Origin of the sequence: Paenibacillus sp. P13VS, assembly GCF_015143645.1 — a bacterium.
In the GTDB taxonomy this organism is placed as follows: Bacteria; Bacillota; Bacilli; order Paenibacillales; family Paenibacillaceae; genus Paenibacillus; species Paenibacillus xylanilyticus_A.
In genome coordinates, this window is the sequence record NZ_WYEV01000009.1 from 63118 (window position 1) to 84253 (window position 21136).

Sequence of the window (21136 nt, forward strand, 5' to 3'; positions counted from 1 at the left end):
CGCAGCAGCACCGGGAAGTTCAGATAATCGGTAGATATGATAGGCCGGATGATGAGTATCCACGTATAAACGAAAACCGAGTGCTTGGGCTCGAATGCAAAAATGACGATCCTCACCCCAGAACGATACATTCGGAATCTGATCGAAGGAAACCCCACCCACCAGAGCATTCTTGCGAATGAGCGTACATGCACCGAGCCCACCCACTTCGTAACAGCCTGGCACTCGCAATTGATTTAGAAAGGCATCGGTTTGCGTGTTCTCATCCAAAATTTCCTTACCCGCTTCGGATTTCCCGCCTTTTCGGTACAATGCGTACTCATCCTGCAGCCATACCTGCGGCATTTCTCTTGTACCCGGCTGCCAGCGCGTCCAGAAAATATTCGATACAATATCCTTGTGCGTGGAAGCAAGCTGTTCCAGCGTGCGGGGATGCAGCACAAGATCCGAATCAATCAGGAAAACAGCATCGTAATTCTGTTCGCGGGCGTACTGCAAGATGCGGTTTTTCAATCCGGCTACCCGCCAAATCTGTTCGTCGCGCCAGTAATGACCTCCCTCATCCCTGCTGTATGTCCCTTTTCCCTGAGCAGTTCCATCATCGTTATCGGATTCAAATACCGTTCCTTCCTGCTGGGATGCAAAATCACGAAGGATATTGGAAGACGCCTCCTCTTCATTATCGTCTATAAACAAATAGTCCGTCTCCACCGTCGTTCGCTCCAAGAAGGTCAGAGATTCCAAAAATTCACGGAGCACTGCTGCGGTTTGACGAACCGGACTGGCAATCAGCACCTTCTCCTTCGGTTTTACCTTATTCAAGTACAGGCCCCCTTTCTTATTCCATCCAGGGCAGCAGCCTTGGATCTGTATCCAGAATGGATTCATACTGTTCTCTCCAGCCGTACCTTGCATCCGGGTCCAGTGCCTGATAACGCTCGAATTTGCGGATGCGATCCTCCTCGCGAGCCCAGCCGTAATGCTTCACACGAGGCGTATGACATCCATAGGCAAAATGCTGGATCGTAAGGGGGAAACGTCCGCAGTGCTGCGGGATTTCCTTCCACTCATAAGTTAATCCGGGACGATAACGGACGAGAAATGGACGGTAATATGCATGCGCCTGCCAATATTGATCCTCCCGGTAGTGCGTATCACTCCACATATCAAACAATCTGAAGTAGATCGCGTCCTCGCTACTTCCCAGGAGCTGATTGCGCTGTATGCCAAAGTCAGCCGTCAGAATCTCATCGGCATCCAGATTCAGTATCCATTCAGGTCCAGTAGCTATCGTCGCCTCCCATTGCTGCTTACGCAGACTCACTTCATCGGCGAACCGGGATGCCCGATTTTCAACCATGACCAGGGGAATCCCTTCAAGCAGCTCTTTACATAGAGCAACCGTATGATCGGTGCTCCCATCATCTATGATGACCGCACGATCAATCCAAGGCCGGTGCGTTTGCAGTGCCTGTCTAAGATATCGCTGTTCTTCATTACGTACGATCATGGACAGCGTAATATGTGGTCTGTCCTCTTCCTCACGGTCATTCAAAGCTTCACCCCCGCGTCTTAAGCTGACTTCTAGTATCTCTCAAGGATTTGCTATCTGATTGCATAGAAAAAAGGCATATAGGACTGGATCAGAGCCTATTTACAGGCTTAAGTATTCATCAGATAAACTTTCTTATTGACCAATTATCGGTCTCAACTTAACGTTTGGCTTCTCGGCTTATGCCAATCCTCTATATTCATTCTATGCAAATCCCGGATGGGGTTATGTCTGAGAACTCCCCTTTTGCTGTTCACCTCGTCACTGTGATCCGGTGCTTTTAGCTGCTTTCGTTGTACAACAAAAAAGCACTCGCTTCCGCGAGTGCCTCGGTTAACCTTTGTTACATATATTGAATGTTTCACTTTATGAATTAACGGTACTCGGCCAGACGATCATTCAGACTGCGTGTCTGACCGTATACTTCCTGATACAGTGCAAAGAGTCCATCATACACGGCTACCGTTTCCGGGTTCGGTACATAGGATTTGGCAGGGCGAATGAACGCCGCCGCACAATCCTGCAGGGAAGGGAACCAGCCGCAGCCATATGCTGCAAGCATCGCCGCGCCCATTGCTGGACCCTGCTCACTCTCAAGCTTCACAATTGTGGCGTCAAAGATATCCGCCTGCATTTGCAGCCAGGCTTCATTTTTGGCACCACCTCCGATGGAGATGACCTCATTGACCGTTTTGCCGGCACCACGCAGAATATCGATCGACTCCCGCAGGGAGAATGTAATTCCTTCCATCACTGAACGCCCAAAGTGCTCCAGCTTATGTCCGGCATCCATGCCGATAAAGCTGCCGCGAATGTTCGCATCTGGATGAGGCGTCCGCTCTCCAACAATATAAGGAGTGAATAACAAGCCGTTGCTTCCCGCCGGAACCTGATCAATCCCCTGCAGGAGAACATCAAATGATTTGTCCGCTGCAAACGTATCCTTAAACCAGGACAGGCTGTATCCAGCAGCAAGCGTTACCCCCATAATATAGAAGGCATCCTTCTCCCCATGGTTGAAAAAGTGTACTTTACCTTCAAAATCGAGATCTTTGCGTTCCTCGTAAGAAAGCACCACTCCGGACGTACCGATGCTGCACATCGTCTGTCCTTCACTCAGAATGCCTGCGCCGATTGCCCCGCATGCATTGTCGGCTCCGCCTGCAAATACTTTGGTCGCCGCCGCAAGGCCCGTTTGATCTGCGATCTCTGGAAGCAATGTGCCCACTTCTTCAAACGATTCCACGAGACGCGGACAGAGTGAGATCGGCAGTTCAAAAGCTTCCGCAATCTCCTTGCTCCACTGTTTGCCAGCAACATCAAGCAGCAATGTACCTGCTGCATCCGAATAATCCATGGCATAATCGCCAGTCAGGCGATAACGAACATAGTCCTTCGGCAGCAGGAACAAGGATGCTTGCTGCAGCAGCTCCGGCTCGTTTTCCTGTACCCACAGGATTTTAGGGAGCGTGAAGCCTTCAAGTGCACGGTTCCGGGCGATGCTTAATAGTTTATTGTCCAATACTTTCTCAATGCGGCGACACTGAGCTGTAGTACGTGTATCGTTCCACAGAATGGCATTGCGCAGTGGTTTCCCCTCTGCATCTACCAGAACGAGTCCATGCATTTGCCCGGAGAAGCTAAGCCCCTCAATTTCGGAAGGCTGTACGCCGGATACTTCCAGCAATTTGCGCAAGGAGACAATCGTCTGCTCTACCCAATCTTCCGGATTCTGCTCACTGTAGCCCGCCTTGGGCTGGTGCAGCGGGTAAGCCTCGGATGCTTCAAATGCCACTTTTCCTTCACGATTAACCAGCACCGTTTTGACTGCGCTGGTTCCCAGATCGACACCAATTACGTAACTCATGGGTTAACTCCTTTCGTTTATCACAGGTTATATCCACGAAAATCCATGTTTACATGAAAGTCACTCCGTGATCAGAAAACCCTCGGATCGCCGTTACCCCCAGATTTCCTTTATACCCTTTAGCAAGGGTGAAATCCGGGGATAAGCCTATGCTTCCGAAGCCAGTTTTCTTTCAGAAAACTCTGAGCGAACGCTACCGCTCCCTCAGGTCCTTTCTGCTCACTTCGTTCTGCATGCATTATCATGGACACACATAGATATGAAACGAGTAAAACGTACTCGTTTCTGTAGCTGAAAATCGCGCCAACGACATATAACCGTCATTAGTAATGCACATGCAAACCTAGATGCGCATAAAATTCACTCCGTTTGGTATCAAAAAACCGCCCCCGCCTTCCCAGGGGAAAGTCGGGGACGGTCCGAATGTCATGCTGTTCAACGTCCATGGTACAAGCTCGTGCATATATGGGCTGTGTCCCTAGCCAAGCTTATACAAGTTGATTCCAGTTATTAGTCAGCCAAGATGTATTGGTTGAGTTTTGCTCTCAGCAATTCTTGACGACCGGATTGGTTTTTGCGTGGGCTTTCGTTGTTCAGTGCGTATTCTGCAAGGGAAGCCAGAGTCGCTTTGCCTGCAACAACCTCAGCACCGATACCTTCTTTGAAGCTGCTGTAACGTTTTTCGATGAAGTCATCGAATACGCGATCTTCGATCAATTTAGCAGCTACTTTCAGACCTTTAGCATACGTATCCATACCTGCGATGTGAGCCAGGAACAGATCGTCTGCTTCGAAGGATCCACGGCGTACTTTGGCGTCGAAGTTCACGCCGCCACGGCCGATACCGCCGTTTTTCAATACTTCGTACATCGTCAATGTTGCATCGTACATATCCACTGGGAACTCATCCGTATCCCAACCGATCAGCATATCGCCTTGGTTGGCATCCAGGGAACCGAGCATGCCGTTTGTACGGGCAACACGGATTTCGTGATCGAATGTGTGACCTGCCAGAGTTGCATGGTTTGCTTCCAGGTTCAGTTTGAAGTGTTTGTCCAAACCGTATTTTTGCAGGAAGGCAATGGAAGTCGCTGCATCATAGTCATATTGGTGTTTCGTTGGCTCTTTTGGTTTAGGCTCGATCAGGAATTGTGCGTCAAAGCCAATTTCCTTCGCGTAGTCTACAGCCATGTGGAACATGCGGGCAATGTTGTCCTGCTCCAGCTGCATGTCTGTGTTCAGCAATGTGTCGTAACCTTCACGGCCGCCCCAGAATACATAGTTTTCAGCGCCCAGACGTTTACCCACTTCCAGACCTTTCTTGATTTGCGCTGCTGCATGTGCGTACACGTCAGCATTGCATGTGGAAGCCGCACCAAACATGAAGCGCGGGTTGGAGAACATGTTCGCCGTGTTCCAGAGCAGTTTTTTCCCGCTGGATTTCATGTGGTCTTCAATCAGGTCAACGATCGTGTCGATGTTGCTGTAGAACTCACGCAGGCTGTTGCCTTCTGGTGCAATGTCCACATCGTGGAAACAGAAGAACGGGAGATTCATTTTTTCCAAAAATTCAAAAGCCGCTTCCACGCGAACTTTCGCGAGGTCCAGACCCGAGTATTTATCCCAAGAACGAACAGCTGTCTCTGCACCGAACGGGTCACTGCCGCCTGCAGTTAATGTATGCCAGTAAGCCATGCCGAAACGGAAGTGCTCTTCCATCGTTTTGCCAGCAACAACTTCTTCCGGATTATAATGTTTGAATGAAAAAGGATTGGTGGAGTCTTTGCCTTCAAATGCGATTTTATTAACGGATTCAAAATAGGCCATGTAAAATGCCTCCTCAATAGTTTTAAAGAAATCGTTTACACCGTTATCCTATCACATCAGTTATACTTTGTCTATTGGTTAAACAAAGTAAAATAAAATTGTTTTTTCCGGGGTTGTTTACGCTATAATAGTCGAATAGCTTGAGCACCGGATGAATGATTGAACCCTTTTATATACAGAATAGGAGTGCCTGATTGTTATGAAAATTACCGGAGACCAGATGCTGGTCAAAAAAATAAACAAGTCCATCGTCCTTGATACGATTCGTCGTCATGCCCCTCTTTCCCGGGCAAGAGTATCCGAAATTACGGGACTTAACAAAGCAACCGTGTCCAACCTTGTTGCCGATCTCATCAGCGATGAGCTTGTCCAGGAGATTGGTCCGGGTGAATCCAGCGGTGGCCGCAAGCCGCTCATGCTGCTGTTTCGAGGTACGGCGGGATATGCAGTTGGTCTGGAGCTGAGCGTAACTCACCTGAAGGGTGTGCTTACCGATCTGGAGGGCCATATCATAACGGAGTATGCCATTAAGCTGGAACAGCATGATGTGCCTTCCGTATTGGAACAGTTGAAACGTGCAGCAGTACATCTGATTCAGTTGGCTCCCCCCTCCCCACATGGTGTAATTGGTATTGGCATTGGGGTACCCGGGATGGTGGATGAGGCTGGTACAGTGCTGTTTGCACCCAACCTGGGTTGGGAGAAGGTCGAGCTTCGCTCCATGCTGGAGGAGATGTTTGAGCTTCCTGTAACGATTGACAACGAGGCCAATGCAGGGGCTCATGGGGAATTGAATTTTGGCAGCGGCATTGGGGTACGTCATCTCATCTATATCAGTGCAGGGATGGGTATCGGATCGGGCATTATGGTAGACGGTGAATTGTACAAAGGTGCCTGGGGCTACGCCGGGGAGACAGGCCACATGTCAATCGAAGCCGAAGGCAGACCCTGCTCTTGCGGCAATCACGGTTGCTGGGAGCTATATGCTTCCGAAAAAGCCTATGAGCACCCCGACCACCAGCTTCATTTGCCAGCCCACACCACCCGCGAGCTCGTAGAATATGCACAGCAAGGTCATGAGGCCGTATTGAACTTATACGAAAACATCGGCCGCAAACTGGGCGTGGGCATCACGAATATCGTTAACAGCTTCAATCCCGAGCGCATCATCATTGGCGGGCCACTCTCCGAAGCAGGTCCATGGATTGAAACAGCGCTCAAACAAGTTGTGGAAGAGCGTACACTGCCCTATCACCGTCGCAGTTTGCAAATCGAATGGGCAGCACTGGGCAGCCGTTCTACCCGTATTGGTGCCGCTTACTCTGCTATTTCCCAGTTTCTAGGCAAAATAAGAGTGTCGGTCTAATAACTGCTGAAAATTGACATCATTTTGCCCCATTTCCTCCCTTTTTGTTAAAGAAATCCAGAGTTATAATGAGGATATGTGATTTTTGTCATGGCGGGATGATTGCTGCTGTGTTAATTCCTATAACGAAACGGAGTGAAAACCCGTGACCTACGTGGATACTTCAGATATCTCGGCGCAAATGTTTGTCACCGTACTCCTGTTCTTGATCGTGCTTGCGCCGCTGTTCAGCCTCGGCATACTTCGATTGTTTCAGAGCAAAAAGAAGGCTGGGTTCATGTATATGCTGTCAGGCGTATTGGTGTATGTAGTTTTTCAGACGTTTATGAGCATCTTTTTTTAGATGAAAACCCTCGTTTTAAATGACGAAATCCCCTTCCGCAGTGAATCTAGAGTTCATGTTACCATGTGCTCCTGATCACTGGCGCAAGGGGATTTTTCACTTCAAAAAATAACGTAATGCCAACAAAAGAAGCCTTAGTCCAGAGCAGGACCAAGGCTTCTTTCTGTTATATATTCAAACGGCTCGCGCGAACCGGAATAGCTCCATTCATTCTACATGATCCGATGGGGATAATTAAGCGTCCAGTGCTTTTGCGAATTGTGTTTTGTTCATACCCAGGATGCGGTGTTCGCCAATAACAGTCAGAGGTACTGCACGTACGCCCATATCCCATACTTGTTGTGCAAACTCGTCACTTGTCTCAATGTTGCGCTCTTCATAAGAAATTCCTTTATCAGCCAGGAACGTCTTCACTGCTTTGCAGTTCGGGCAGTTGGTCGATGTGTATACAATTACGTTTTCCATTATTCATTCACCTCATATAGTTTATATATAGTTATAACGTTAATTTACCCATTTAAACGAAATACCTTACAGTGCTACTGCGCTATGCTCCAGGCTTTCGATGAATTTCTCTGCATCCATTGCAGCCATACATCCGCTGCCTGCCGCTGTAATCGCTTGTTTGTAGCGTGTATCTTGAACGTCTCCACAAGCGAATACGCCTGGAATGTTCGTTTCAGAAGTACCTGGTGTGGTCATAATATACCCATGTTCATCCGTTGTAATCTGTCCACCAAGGAACCCAGTGTTTGGTGTGTGACCGATCGCTACAAATACGCCGCTTGCCGGAAGAATCTCTTCTTCGCCCGTTGCGTTGTTCAACACTTTCAGTCCAGTTACCCCATGATCACCAGCAATGACTTCGATCGGCGTACGGTTCAGAGCCATTTCCACTTTTTCGTTGCTGCGTGCACGGTCTTGCATGATTTTGGAACCGCGAAGCTCCTCACGACGGTGTACCAAAGTTACTTTGGAACCGAAACGGGACAGGAAGCTTGCTTCTTCCAATGCAGAGTCGCCTCCGCCGATAACGATGATTTCTTTATTGCGGAAGAAGAATCCGTCACATGTTGCGCAAGTGCTGACACCGCGGCCCACGTTTGTTTCTTCTCCAGGAATACCAAGGTATTTAGCAGATGCACCAGTAGACAGGATTAAGGTTTCCGATACCAGTTCACCCATGCCCTCAACCTGAATTTTGAACGGACGCTCACTCATATCGACGTTGTTTACCCAGCCTGTGCGGAATTCAGCGCCAAAACGTTCTGCTTGTTTACGCATGTTATCCATCAGTTCAGGACCCATAATACCATCAGGGAAACCTGGGAAGTTCTCCACTTCCGTTGTTGTTGTCAGTTGGCCACCAGGTTGTGGTCCTTCGATAACCAGTGGGTTAAGGTTGGCACGAGCCAGATAGATTGCTGCTGTCAGCCCTGCTGGGCCTGTTCCGATAATAATGGATTTATACATGTATAGTTCCTCCCCCGAGTTCTGCAAAAAGGTTGGGCTCACTAGCATCAAAAGCAAATGCCCCTGCATACACTAGATCGATATAAGCCTAATTCATGTCCACAAGACCTGCCCAATATGACAATTGCCCTATGCAGAAATGGAATTCTAATTTATAATCATTCTAATCTGTTGTTCATTATGATCTCTTTTAACTACGGTGTCAATGCTCGGCAGCGATTATGAAGAAGTCTTCATCAGGAGGGAAAATGGAAGCATGAACGATGCACTCATTGGCAGCTTTATCTCAGCCATGTCTACCGGCCTTGGGGCGGTACCTATTTTATTTATGCGGAAAGTAACACACCGTCTGCGCGATATCTTGCTTGCTTACGCAGCAGGCATCATGACCTCGGCTTCGGTGTACAATCTCATTCCCGAGGCGCTGGGGCAGTCGAACCTGTTCGTGCTCGCTCTTGGCATTATGCTCGGCAGCATGGTTTTGCTGGTACTCGAAATGAAGATCCCTCATGTGGATCTGGAGAATCCGGAGAAGATGCCATTTAAAATTGAAGCCAAAGCCTTCATGATTATTGCAGCCATCACCATGCATAACCTGCCCGAAGGCCTATCTGTAGGTGTCAGTTACGCCAGTACCGATGCCAGTCTGGGGAATCTCATTGCCTTTTCGATCGGTTTGCAAAATGCTCCCGAAGGATTCCTGGTTGCTCTGTTCCTGGTGAATCAGAATATCGGCCGCTTCAAGGCACTTGGAATCGCTACCCTGACAGGAGCCGTCGAAATTATCACCGCCATGATCGGCTACACGCTTAGCAGCCTTGTCGCAGGACTTGTCCCTTACGGGCTTGCATTCGCCGCAGGTGCAATGATGTTCATTGTATATAAAGAACTGATTCCCGAAAGTCACGGAGATGGCAACGCACGTGTAGCCACCGTTTCATTTTTGCTGGGACTCATTACGATGATTGGTTTGACTGAGCTATTCTAAGCAAGACTTTTCCGTAGATAAACGTACATGCCAAAGAACCTGAGGACAGATCATTCTGCCCTGCAGGTTCTTTTTTTGGTCACAAATGAAGATTACATGAAATTACTGGGAGACTTTGTAAGGCTGGCTGAATACGTCCCATTAGGATGCATAGAACGGTTTCCTACAGATTCATTTTCCGGATCATTAGCGAAGCAGTCTTAAACCATTGAGTATTACCAGAATCGTGCTGCCCTCATGCCCAACAACCCCCAGCGGCAATGCAACACCCTGCAGAAAATTCCCCGCAATCAGTGCCAGAATAACCGTAATGGCAAAAAACATATTCTGCTTCGCGGTCCGTTGTGCTCTTCGTGCCTGCTCAATCACCCAGGCAATTTCCTCAATATTATCATTCATGAGCACTACATCAGCCACCTCCAGCGCTGTCCCGCTTCCCGACATTCCCATGCCCATGCCCACAGTAGCCGCTGCAAGTGCAGGAGCGTCATTCACACCATCACCAACCATGAGCACCTGTCCGTACTCCTGACGCAATGCCTGTACCTGTTTCACTTTATCTTCGGGAAGCAGATCGGCATAGACGAGACTTACTCCTATTTCCCGTGCGATTACAGCTGCAGATGTGGCCCGATCACCTGTCAGCATGGCCACCTTCACGCCCATATCCTCCAGCTTCTTCACTGCTGCTGCGGCTTGTGGACGAACGGTATCCCGCATGGCGATCAGGCCAGCAAAATGGTTATCCGCCATGACGATGGATACCGTTTTGCCTTCACGCTCAAGTCGTGCACGTTCGTCGTGCCAGTGTGAATGGGTATCCAGGTGTATCTCATTCGTTTTCCCAATCTTCCAGAGAACACCGTGTACGTACCCTTCAATACCCCAACCCGTCAGTGTTTGTACCCGTTCGGCTTCTTGCGTCACAATACCTTCACGCACTGCCTGATCTACAATGGCTCGAGCCAGCGGGTGCATGGACAAGTTCTCAATGGCAGCTGCTGCAGACAGCAGTTCGGCGCGACTTATGCCCTCGGCTGTTAATATATCTGTGACTTGGGGAGTACCCATGGTCAATGTCCCTGTTTTATCAAAAGCCACGACTCGGGTCTGAGCCATATTCTCCACGTGGGCCCCTCCCTTGAACAGAATACCGCGACGTGCACTGCTGGACATCGCAGACAGCATGACTGGCATGATGGAGGAAACCAGTGCACAAGGTGAAGCTACAACGAGAAAAACCATGGCTTTATAAAAAGCCTCATTCCAAGTCCAGCCCAGCAGCAGTGGAGCTCCTGCGATAACCATTAAAGTTACACCCACAACCACTCGTGCGTAAATGCCTTCGAATCGCTCTATGAAACGCTGTGAATCCGGCACTTCGGCTTGTGCCTCTTCGACCAGCTTAATGATTTTGCCAAACAGCGAACCTGCAGCCGACTTCGTTACCTCTACATACAGAGCTCCTTCGCCGTTCACCGTTCCTGCATAAACCTCGTCTCCCTCAGCTTTATCCACCGGCAGGGATTCCCCCGTAATGGAAGCCTGATTAATGAATGAACTCCCGCGATATACGGTACCGTCGGCCGGGATTAATTCCCCCGGTTTGACCAGCAGCAGGTCACCAGGCATCAGCTCATCAATGGCAACAAGATTCATCTGTCCCTTCTCAATACGGAGTGCTGTCTCCGGCTTAAGTGCCATCAGCGATGAAATATCCTTATGGCTCCGTTCCGTCGCATAACTTTCCAGCGCACCACTTAACGCAAAAATGAAGATCAGCATCGCGCCCTCATTCCAATATCCAATAGCTGCTGCACCCAGTGATGCTGCAATCATGAGCAGATTCACATCCAGATCGCGGTCCTTGACCAGTGTCTCCACCCCCTCCTTGGCCTTGGTCCATCCTCCGATTGCGTAAGAAACGATGTACAGCATGATGGATATTGCATTGAAATAGGGTGAAGTTCCCCATGCAACAAGCATTAATAACCCGCTGCCGAGAGCCGCCTGCATCTCCTTATTCCGGAGCATGGCGCGAAAATTAGGTTTACGTCCACGGTTCGGGTTAGGTGACTGGGCAGAGTTCTGTTCTGCTTGTACCTGGGTGGGTATAGGTTGATGTATCGCTTGCATGTGAATCACGATCCTTTCTTGTTTCGTTGATTAAGTAGAGTCGTATTGAGAATGAGAGCCATTGTTAATGCCCTAAAAATGACACATGCTGCTGCGGGAATCCCGCAGCAGCATGGTTTTTGAATGAGAATGATAATCATTTTTGCACTTATGCAATTATGTTTACCCAATACAACTTCGAGTATATTATAGGCCTCGATCTGACGTTTGTAAATGGGCAATTTCCTGATCACAGGCTGCTGAAATGCAAAAAAGCCGTCCGTCCTAAAGGACGGCGGCTTTCGTATGATCTGTTTGGTTACGCTCCAACACTTGCTCCCTGACTCGCCTTGATGGCCTGTTCCAGGTCATACAGGATATCCTGAATATTCTCCGTACCGATCGACAGACGGATAAGTTCAGGGTTAACGCCTGCTGCGTTCTGCTCATCTTCTGTCAGCTGCTGATGGGTTGTGCTTGCGGGGTGAATGATCAATGACTTGGAATCACCCACATTCGCAAGGTGTGAGAACAGCTTCACACTTTCGATCAGCTTACGTCCTGCATCTACACCGCCCTTAATACCAAATGTCAGGATTGCTCCCTGCCCTCTTGGCAGATACTTTTGTGCGAGTTCATAAGATGCATGACTTGGCAGACCTGCGTAGCTTACCCACAGCACATCCTCATGTTTCTCCAGATATTCCGCAACAGCCAGTGCATTGCTGCTATGGCGCTCCACACGCAGATGCAATGTTTCCAGTCCTTGCAGAAGCAGCCATGAATTAAATGGCGAGATGGTTGCGCCCAGGTCGCGCAGCAACTGCACCCGTGCTTTGATAATGTAGGCAATCGGTCCAACCGCTTCGGTGTATACCACACCATGGTAACTGGCATCCGGCTCTGTCAGACCGGGGAATTTGCCGCTCGCTTTCCAGTCGAATTTTCCGCTATCGACAATCACGCCACCAATGGATGTACCATGACCGCCAATAAACTTCGTGGCCGAGTGAACCACAATATCCGCTCCATGTTCAATCGGACGAAGCAAGTATGGGCTGGGGAACGTGTTATCCACGATCAGAGGAATACCATGCTCATGAGCAATCGCCGCAACAGCTTCAATGTCCAGCACGTTTCCTTGAGGATTACCGATCGTTTCCGCATATAATGCTTTCGTTTTCTCTGTAATGGCCGCCCTGAAATTCTCGGGATCACTGGAATCAACGAACTTCACATCAAGACCCAGCTTCGGCAATGTGGTTGAGAACAAATTATACGTACCACCATACAAGCTCGCCGAGGATACAATTTCATCCCCTGCACCTGCGATATTCAAGAGAGAAAACGTAATGGCTGCCTGCCCGGAAGCTGTAGCCAGTGCCCCGGCTCCTCCCTCCAATGCCGCAATCCGCTGCTCGAACACATCGGTTGTCGGGTTCATTAGACGGGTATAGATGTTGCCAAACTCTTTCAGACCAAACAGATTGGCAGCATGTTCCGTATCCTTGAAACCATAAGATGTGGTCTGATACAAAGGCACAGCACGTGCATGAGTCGTTGGATCAATTTCCTGGCCTGCATGAATTGCCAATGTTTCAAATGAAAGCTCACGTTCGTTTGACATAAATCTGAATCCTCCCTTGGGTTATACGTTTCAAAGATCCTGATGTCCTCACATGGTGGCGTATGTTTTCCATATTCTCTCACAAGATGTCGTGTTTGAAAAGAGTTATTTCCGATTTATCCGATAAGAAATATTTTATATGTATTGTCGACAAGGTTATACCAAAAAACCTTTGCGAGGGCAAAGGTTTTTTGGCTATTTTAATATCGCGATATCGCAGAATAAGCTTATCTTCAGCCGATTTCTACACTCTCACACCATTCCATACTTCACGCAAATGCTTGGCTGCAGGAACTGCCTCTTCGGCAGTTACCCCCTCCAGTGAGATATCGATATGTGGCTTATACGTTTTTAACAATTCAAAAAACAGCGGATAATCCAATATGCCTTCACCGGGGACTGGATTAATCTTCTCGCCCTGTGCATTGAAGGCCACATCCTTCGCATGAATGACAATGATTCGCTGGTATAGCGTCTCCATTACATCACGCAGGAAAGCTCCCTGGTCTGCAACATGCGGCTGTTTGATCAGATTGCATGGATCAAATAACATGCCCAGATTGGAGGACGGGATCTCTTCAAACAAACGAGTCATATGTTCACGCGTATGAAGTGTATGGGTAGATACAGGCTCAATGGCCGCATGTACGCCCCACTTTTCCGCTTCCTCCGTGATTTCCTCCAGCGTTTCCCGCAGCACGCTCCATGCTTTTTCTTCATACCCATCTGGGTGGGTGGCTTGGTAGGTGTCCAAACCTCCCGTTTCTGTTGCAACCATGCTGCAGCCAAAATCACGGGCATACCGCAGATGTTCCTTAAAACGCTCGATGTCTGCCCGTCTGCGCTCAGCATTCGGATCGATCGGATTAATATAGCAGCCCAGGACAGCAATCTTGACTCCGCGTCTTGCGAACTGGTCCCCAATTTCATTCGCCAGTCCTGGACTGAGCTTGCCGTTAGACGAGTCAACATCCGACAGGGCTTTTGCAAGCGCTAGCTGTACCGAATTGAATCCATGAGCTGCGATCGTCTGGGCCAGCTGGGCTGTAGGCTGCTGGCCAAACGTATGTGCCAGAATACCAAGTTTCATGTCACTGCCTCCTTCACCATTGATAGCAGAGCAGATTAACGAGCCATCCAGCCGCCATCTACATTCAGTACATGACCATTCAAATAATCCGAAGCAGATGATGCAAGAAACACGACCGGCCCTTTCAAATCTTCCGGAGTTCCCCATCGTCCTGCAGGAATGCGAGCTGTGATATCACGATACCGGTTTTCATCCGCACGAATCTGCGTGGTATTATCCGTCTCCATGTAACCTGGTGCGATCCCGTTAATTTGTACACCCTTACCTGCCCACTCATTGGCAAGCGCTTTGGTCAAGCCCGCAACCCCATGCTTACTGGCTGTATAACCCGGGACGTTAATACCTCCCTGATAGGACAACATGGAGGCGATATTGATGATTTTGCCGCTACCACGTTCAATCATGTGTCTGCCCGCCAGCTGACTCAGGAAAAATACCGTGTTCAGGTTAAGCCCGATGACATCGTGCCAGTCCTGCTGTCCATGGTCAGCCGCAGGTGTACGACGAATAATGCCCGCATTGTTAACGAGAATATCGATTTTCCCCTGGAAAGCTAATGCCTTCTCAAATACTGCCGGCAATTCATCTTCACGGCTTAAATCGGCTTCAATGATATATGCTTTGCGCCCGAGCGCTTCGATCGCGCCTGCTGTCTCGGATGGTTTTGAATAGGAAACGAGTACCACATCTGCTCCGGCCTCCGCCAGACCAATCGCCATTCCCTGCCCCAAACCACCGGAAGTACCGGTTACAAGCGCAACTTGTCCGCTTAGATCAAATGGATTCATGAATGATTCCTCCGCATGTTATGAGATGCAAACCTGTAAGTGATGCCAATCAACTTTTTGGATATGATTAGCGATTCAGAGATTAACTCCAACTGTGCGTTTAGCTTTGATAATCGACTTTGACACCGATTTGGTTATACAGTGCAGCGGTCTCTTCACCCAGCTGACTGTCACTGATAATATAGTCCAGCTCCGAACAATGCGCGAAGGTCCGCAGCGCAAATTGCCCGAATTTATAATGGTCCACCACGCCGAAGACCTGTTGGGAGGCAGAGATCATCGCTTTTTTTAGTGGAACCAGATCACCTGTATAGATGGAGAGTCCGAATTCCGGATGTAGTGCAGTGGTTGAGATAAATGCTTTGTGGATATTAAGACTGGAGATAAATGCTGCCGTATCATCTCCCACCAGCATATTACGGACTCTCGCCCCACCAGGCACGACCAGCCGGACCTGCTCCTTCTTCGTCAGCTCGGCAATAATGAAGAGATCATTGGTTACGACAGTGAGCGGCTGATTGTCCATCCGTTTCGCTATCTCGAGTGTGGTGCTCCCTCCGTCCAGCGCAATAATTTCATGGGGACGTATGTAAGCGAGCGCACGCTCGGCAATCTCCGTCTTCTCCGAATGATGCTTCTCTGTTGCTCCACGGCTGGTGAGGATACCATACTGGTCATTCTGAGCCAGCATGGCTCCTCCGTGGACACGTACAAGCAGTCCCATCGCTTCCAGCTTGTCGAGGTCCTCCCGAACTGTCTTGCCTGTCACCTGCAGCAGTTCGCTCAGATCATTAACGGTAACTTCCTGGCGCTCCAGAAGAGCCTCCATAATTTTTTCATGTCTTTTTAATGGATTCATACAATCAACTTCCTGTTTCTTGGAATTTACGCGTTTATTTCAGGTCTTTCATCGCCACGCCGTCCATATCCTCGAACGTTTGGTTCTCACCAGCCATGGCCCAACAGAAGGTATAACTGCTTGTTCCAACGCCGCTGTGAATGGACCAGCTTGGAGAGATGATCGCCTGACGGTCACGTACAACCAGATGCCGGGTCTCGTTCGGCTCGCCCATCATGTGGAATACTACTCCGTCTTCGGGCAGATTCCAATACAAATATACTTCGGAGCGGCGGTTATGGGTATGTGCAGGCATTGTGTTCCACATGTTTCCCTTGTCGAGCTCCGTGATGCCCATCACCAGCTGACAGCTCTGAATTCCGCCCTCACCCTGGTGAATGTAGCGATAGATAGTCCGTTCATTCGAACTTTCAAGACTGCCCAGATGATTCGGCTGAGCTTGTTCCTGGGTTGCCTTTTGCGTAGGATAAGCGTGATGTGCTGGTGTGGATACAAAGTAGAACTGAGCCGGCTGCTCATTGCCATTACTTTTAAATACGACTTCTTTCACCCCTTTTCCGATATAAAGGCATTCTTTGGCACCAATCTCATAACCCTGTCCATCTGCAGTGACCGTTCCATGTCCTCCAACATTAATGATACCGATTTCACGACGCTCCAGGAAAAAGTCCGTTCCAATGTCTTTCAGGTTCACTTCAAGCGCAATGTCCTTGCTCTGAGGTACCGCAGTCCCTACAATATAACGATCCACATGAGAATATACAGTAACCAGCTCGTCTGTTGCGAACAATTGCTCCATCAGAAATTCCTCACGCAGGCGAGACGTATCATAATTTTTCACTTCATTGGGGTGTGCAGCATAACGATTTTCCATCATTAATCCATTCCCTTCGTCGATTGAGTGATGTTTGAGATCATTTGATTACAAGGTTCATATAAGTTCATTTTAGTTTATTATGTATCATTTGTGTACCTTTTTTTTGAAAATAAACTGATTTTAATTAAGCTATACCTTTAGCTTCCCACTTTTGTGAAAAACAAAAAAGAGGATCTCCACGTCTGCAGTACAGACCGGGAGATCCTCTTTATTCAAATCTTAATGTGCAACGGCATTGTTCAGCATGATCCAGATTGAACCAAGAACGATGGTCAACATGATCAGCAAGCCGAAAATCAAAGCCATAACATTCCAGCGTGGTTTTCCTGTTTCACGAATATGCATGAAGAAGAAGAGTTGAACCACAAACTGTAGTGCGGCCGTTACGAGAATAACAACCATTGTTCCTGTTCTGCCCATCATATCGTTCAGTACAACCACCAATGGGATGATTGTGAGGACGATGGACAGAATGAAGCCGATGACATAGGACTTCATGGAGCCATGCTGTTCGTGAGCATGGGAATCATGTGAGTTATGCTCTGCCATCTACATCACCCCCATCAGATAAACGATCGACAGGAGGAAGATCCAGACGACGTCCAAGAAGTGCCAGTACAAGCTGATTACGTTGATTTTACCGCGAGTTACATCGGTAATACCACGTTTTTTCAATTGGAACATCAATCCGATCATCCAGATCAAACCTAACGATACGTGAAGTCCGTGAGTTCCCACGAGGGTGAAGAATGCGCCGGAAGCAGCACTCGTCGTGTAGCTGAATCCTTCGTGAATCATCTCAACAAACTCGGTTACTTCAAGTGCGATAAAGGCTGCACCGAGAACGGCTGTAACTGCCAGCCAGCTAATCAGCTGCTTCACTTTACCTTGGTTCATCGCAAGAACGGCAAGTCCGCTCGTGAATGAACTTGTGAGCAAGATGAATGTCTCGGCGATAACGCCCGGCATTTTGATCAGCTCAGACAATATTGGTCCGCCCGCCGTATTGTCACGCAACACAATAAAGGTTGCGAACAATACGGAGAACAGGATAACGTCGGAAATCAGGAAGAACCAGAAACCGAGCAATTTCAATTCTTGTGGATCATGGTGACCATGGTCGTGACCGTGATCGTGACCATGCTTAGCGGCTGCTTGAGCCATTATACCGACCCCCTTAACGACGCTTCGGTACGCTTAATTTCGTCGACCGGAATGTAATAATCCGTATCGTATGAGAATGAACGAGCGATCATGCAGATCCCTACGCCAGCGAGTCCGAGAATCGCCATCCACAGCCATCCGAATACAAAGCCGAAGCCGGCGATGAACCAGAAGACAGACATGATAAACGGAATTGCGGAGTTCTTAGGCATATGAATCGGTTCGAGCGGCTGCTCTGGTGGATAGATGCCTTTGGCACGACGTTCTTTCTCTTCCCACCACTCATCAATATCATCACCGCGCGGTGTAATGGCAAAGTTGTACTCAGGAGCTGGTGAAGGAATCGACCACTCGAGTGTACGACCATCCCATGGATCGCCGGATGCTTTGAGTGTTTTGTATTTGCGAATACCGTCTGCGATTTGTGCAACCTGGAACAAGAAACCTACACCCATCAGGAATGCCCCGATTGTGGATACGAAGTTCAGTTCCCACCAGCCGGTATCCCAGCCGTAGGTGCTCAGACGACGTGTCATACCCATCAAACCTACAGCGTACTGCGGCATGAAGCAGACATAGAAACCAATATTCCAAGTCCAGAACGCCCATTTGCCCAGTTTCTCTTCAAGTTGGAAACCGAACATTTTTGGCCACCAGTAGTACAGACCTGCGAAGTATCCGAATACTACACCACCGATCAATACTTGGTGGAAGTGGGCAATCAGGAAGTAACTGTTGTGGAACTGGAAGTCAGCAGGTGCTACGGAGAGCAGAACCCCCGTCATACCACCGACGATAAAGCATGGAATAAATGCGATTGTCCATAACATCGGGGTGGCCATGCGGATCCGTCCGCGATACATCGTGAACAGCCAGTTGAAGATTTTAACCCCTGTCGGAATGGCAATCAACATCGTTGTAACAGCGAAGAATGCATTAACGTCTGCTCCCGAACCCATCGTGAAGAAGTGATGCGCCCATGTGAAGAAGGACAGGAAGCTAATGATCAACATCGCAAATACCATTGATTTGTAACCAAACAGTTTTTTCTTCGCGAAGGTACTTACAACCTCCGAGAAGACACCGAATGCCGGCAAGACGACAATGTATACCTCAGGGTGACCCCACATCCAGATCAAGTTGATATACATCATTGGGTTACCGCCCATATCAAGCGTGAAGAAATGCGCCCCGCCGAATCGATCCAGGAAGAGCAATGCAAGTGTCACAGTCAGGATTGGGAATGCAAACAAGATGATGATACAAGTGGAGAATACCGACCATGTGAACATCGGCATTTTCATCCATTTCATGCCTGGCGCACGCATTTTAATGATGGTAACCAGGAAGTTGATACCGGTAGCCAGGGAACCGATACCCGAGATCTGTATACCCCATATATAGAAGTTCTGTCCTACCCCCGGACTGTGTGACAGCTCCGATAGAGGCGGATAACTCAGCCATCCTGCATCAGGTGATCCACCGATAACGAAGGATAGGTTGAACAGCATTGCTCCCAGGAAGAATAACCAGAAGCTCAAAGCATTCAGGAACGGAAATGCGACGTCCCTTGCCCCTATTTGTAGAGGCACAATTACGTTAAACAAACCGAACATAAATGGCATCGCCATGAACAGGATCATGATGGTACCGTGAGTCGTAAAGACTTGGTTATAATGTTCTGGATGCAAGAAATCCATGTTAGGCATAGCTAGCTGAAGACGCATCATCAGCGCATCGACACCACCACGGAACAACATGATGATGGAAGCAATGATATACATAATACCGATCTTTTTATGATCGACGGTTGTTAACCAGTTACGCCAGAGCCAGCCCCATTTTTTGAAATAAGTCAGCACCGCTACGATGGTAATCATCGTAATACCGATGGCCACGTCCGCACCATAAATCAGCGGGTCACCGGTAACGAAAAACTCCGATGCAAACTCCTTAAGTCTCTCTAACATTGGGGGCCTCCTTTCGAATCTTTAGTTAGAACTCTTGTCCACTTTCGTAGACGTATTTTCTTGGGCGCCTGAAGCTTCTTCCGAAGTTCCATGGTTATGAGCGCCTGTACCTTCAATGACATACTTGGTCACGATGTCTTGGAACAATCCTTCAGGGAAGGAAGAATAATAAGCAACATTGCTAGTTCCCGGTTCCGCCAGTGTGTTATACGTTTCTTGTGTCAGCGGTTGGGATTGTAGTTTCACTTCATCCACCCATTGGTTGAATTCTTCATCCGATGTGGCATTGACATCAAAACGCATTTGGGCGAAATGTTCGCCGGTAAAGTTGGCGCCAGAACCGAAGTAAGTTCCTTCGTGATCGGCTTGCAAATACAAGGTCATCGCCATACCCGACATCGTATAAATTTGTCCACCAAGCTGCGGAATCCAGAACGAGTTCATCGGAGAATCCGCAGTAAGCTCAAATTTAACGGGCCGGTCTGTCGGAATATTCAACGTATTGACCGTTGCAATGCCTTGCTCAGGATACATAAACAACCATTTCCAGTCCAATGAAGATACTTGAATGGTAATGGGTTCTTTCTCAGAAGCCAGTGGCTTCGATGGCTCCAAATCATAGGTGTAGCGAACAGTTACGATCGCAAGCAATCCGATGATGACAATTGGAACCGTCCACCAGATAGCCTCAGCTTTGGTACTATGAGCCCAGTTCGGCTCATAAGCAGCTTTATTGTCCGGCTTGTCGCGGTAACGCCATACGATTACAGCAGACAAAATCAACACAGGCACGATAACGATCGCACAAAGAATGGTCGAAATAACAATCAAATCTCTCTGCGAAGCGCCAATAGGTCCCTTCGGATCCAGAACAACGTACTGCCCGCCTGCCAGCATTGGCCAGACAATCAATGCAATTGTAACCAACGTCAGGACAACCGGAATGATAATCCGGGTAAGCGACCTAGGTTTCTTGTTCATCTTGATCCCCTCTCCTTAAATTCGCTCATACTGAAAAATCAGTATACTACTCTCTTCCTTCTAAAGATATCAGAAATGAGCAACTTTTTTGGTCTTGTTAACAAATTTGTCGATTTTACACCTTAAATGTGTGAATTTTTTCTCACAAATCACTTGCACACTTGATATTTTTCCATTGTAATCATTACACTTCGAGTCACAAAATAAAACCCTTTGCAGTCCCGTTGAACAGTCTCAACGAATCCGCAA

General features: G+C 48.4%; 18 protein-coding genes. 3 read left to right on the plus strand and 15 right to left on the minus strand.

From position 1 onward, the window contains the following. Nucleotides 1-838: 838 nt before the first annotated feature. From GUA98_RS21765 to xylA, 3 genes are all read right to left on the minus strand, one after another. Nucleotides 839-1555 (minus strand): glycosyltransferase family 2 protein, encoded by a 717-nt coding sequence (locus GUA98_RS21765; protein ID WP_227779953.1) that lies wholly within the window; start codon nucleotides 1553-1555, stop codon nucleotides 839-841. A 370-nt stretch (nucleotides 1556-1925) separates the two neighbouring features. Then, a complete protein-coding gene (xylB, locus tag GUA98_RS21770; RefSeq protein WP_193724361.1) occupies nucleotides 1926-3419 on the minus strand; it encodes a xylulokinase in 1494 nt (497 codons plus the stop codon). A gap of 510 nt (nucleotides 3420-3929) precedes the next feature. Further along, nucleotides 3930-5246, minus strand: coding sequence for a xylose isomerase (gene xylA / locus GUA98_RS21775; RefSeq protein WP_095292400.1), 1317 nt, complete (start codon nucleotides 5244-5246; stop codon nucleotides 3930-3932). Between the two features lie 199 nt (nucleotides 5247-5445). On the opposite strand from xylA, the gene GUA98_RS21780 reads away from it, so the two are divergent. After that, entirely contained in the window at nucleotides 5446-6612 is a 1167-nt protein-coding gene (locus GUA98_RS21780) for an ROK family transcriptional regulator (RefSeq protein ID WP_193724362.1), read from the plus strand. A gap of 145 nt (nucleotides 6613-6757) precedes the next feature. After that, nucleotides 6758-6955, plus strand: coding sequence for a hypothetical protein (locus GUA98_RS21785; protein ID WP_053779005.1), 198 nt, complete (start codon nucleotides 6758-6760; stop codon nucleotides 6953-6955). Nucleotides 6956-7189: 234 nt separating this feature from the next. Here the strand turns inward: GUA98_RS21785 and GUA98_RS21790 are convergent, their stop codons facing one another. Together GUA98_RS21790 and trxB are read right to left on the minus strand one after the other, a co-directional pair. Continuing rightward, nucleotides 7190-7420 carry a glutaredoxin family protein gene (locus tag GUA98_RS21790; RefSeq protein WP_095292396.1) on the minus strand — a complete coding sequence of 77 codons (231 nt, stop codon included), beginning with the start codon at nucleotides 7418-7420 and terminating at the stop codon, nucleotides 7190-7192. 66 nt (nucleotides 7421-7486) lie between these two features. Beyond that, nucleotides 7487-8428: a thioredoxin-disulfide reductase gene (trxB, locus tag GUA98_RS21795; protein ID WP_095361760.1), complete on the minus strand. Its 942-nt coding sequence runs from the start codon at nucleotides 8426-8428 to the stop codon at nucleotides 7487-7489. 256 nt (nucleotides 8429-8684) lie between these two features. Here trxB and GUA98_RS21800 point away from each other — a divergent pair, with 256 nt between their 5' ends. Beyond that, nucleotides 8685-9416 (plus strand): ZIP family metal transporter, encoded by a 732-nt coding sequence (locus GUA98_RS21800; RefSeq protein ID WP_127539829.1) that lies wholly within the window; start codon nucleotides 8685-8687, stop codon nucleotides 9414-9416. Nucleotides 9417-9602: 186 nt separating this feature from the next. On the opposite strand, the gene GUA98_RS21805 is transcribed toward GUA98_RS21800, so the two are convergent. The 10 genes from GUA98_RS21805 to cyoA all read right to left on the minus strand — a co-directional run bounded on the left by GUA98_RS21805 (nucleotide 9603) and on the right by cyoA (nucleotide 20887). Next, entirely contained in the window at nucleotides 9603-11552 is a 1950-nt protein-coding gene (locus tag GUA98_RS21805; RefSeq protein ID WP_193724363.1) for a heavy metal translocating P-type ATPase, read from the minus strand. A gap of 298 nt (nucleotides 11553-11850) precedes the next feature. After that, entirely contained in the window at nucleotides 11851-13158 is a 1308-nt protein-coding gene (locus GUA98_RS21810) for a homocysteine synthase (protein ID WP_153979981.1), read from the minus strand. A gap of 244 nt (nucleotides 13159-13402) precedes the next feature. After that, the gene (locus GUA98_RS21815; protein ID WP_193724364.1) at nucleotides 13403-14248 is read right to left on the minus strand and encodes a sugar phosphate isomerase/epimerase family protein; all 846 of its coding nucleotides are present in this window, start codon (nucleotides 14246-14248) and stop codon (nucleotides 13403-13405) included. Between the two features lie 35 nt (nucleotides 14249-14283). After that, nucleotides 14284-15036, minus strand: a complete 753-nt coding sequence (gene kduD, locus GUA98_RS21820) for a 2-dehydro-3-deoxy-D-gluconate 5-dehydrogenase KduD (protein ID WP_193724365.1) — start codon at nucleotides 15034-15036, stop codon at nucleotides 14284-14286. A 100-nt stretch (nucleotides 15037-15136) separates the two neighbouring features. Further along, nucleotides 15137-15895 (minus strand): DeoR/GlpR family DNA-binding transcription regulator, encoded by a 759-nt coding sequence (locus GUA98_RS21825; RefSeq protein ID WP_193724366.1) that lies wholly within the window; start codon nucleotides 15893-15895, stop codon nucleotides 15137-15139. A 34-nt stretch (nucleotides 15896-15929) separates the two neighbouring features. Beyond that, complete coding sequence (gene kduI / locus GUA98_RS21830; RefSeq protein WP_193724412.1) at nucleotides 15930-16769, minus strand: 5-dehydro-4-deoxy-D-glucuronate isomerase; 840 nt, start codon at nucleotides 16767-16769, stop codon at nucleotides 15930-15932. Between the two features lie 222 nt (nucleotides 16770-16991). Next, nucleotides 16992-17321, minus strand: coding sequence for a cytochrome o ubiquinol oxidase subunit IV (gene cyoD / locus GUA98_RS21835; RefSeq protein ID WP_095292387.1), 330 nt, complete (start codon nucleotides 17319-17321; stop codon nucleotides 16992-16994). Next, complete coding sequence (gene cyoC / locus GUA98_RS21840) at nucleotides 17322-17936, minus strand: cytochrome o ubiquinol oxidase subunit III (protein WP_095292385.1); 615 nt, start codon at nucleotides 17934-17936, stop codon at nucleotides 17322-17324. Continuing rightward, on the minus strand, nucleotides 17936-19906 hold the full coding sequence (locus GUA98_RS21845) for a cbb3-type cytochrome c oxidase subunit I (RefSeq protein WP_153979986.1): 1971 nt from the start codon (nucleotides 19904-19906) through the stop codon (nucleotides 17936-17938). The genes cyoC and GUA98_RS21845 overlap by 1 nt, the downstream gene beginning before the upstream one ends. A gap of 21 nt (nucleotides 19907-19927) precedes the next feature. Continuing rightward, nucleotides 19928-20887 carry a ubiquinol oxidase subunit II gene (gene cyoA / locus GUA98_RS21850; protein WP_193724367.1) on the minus strand — a complete coding sequence of 320 codons (960 nt, stop codon included), beginning with the start codon at nucleotides 20885-20887 and terminating at the stop codon, nucleotides 19928-19930. Between the last annotated feature and the right edge of the window lie 249 nt (nucleotides 20888-21136).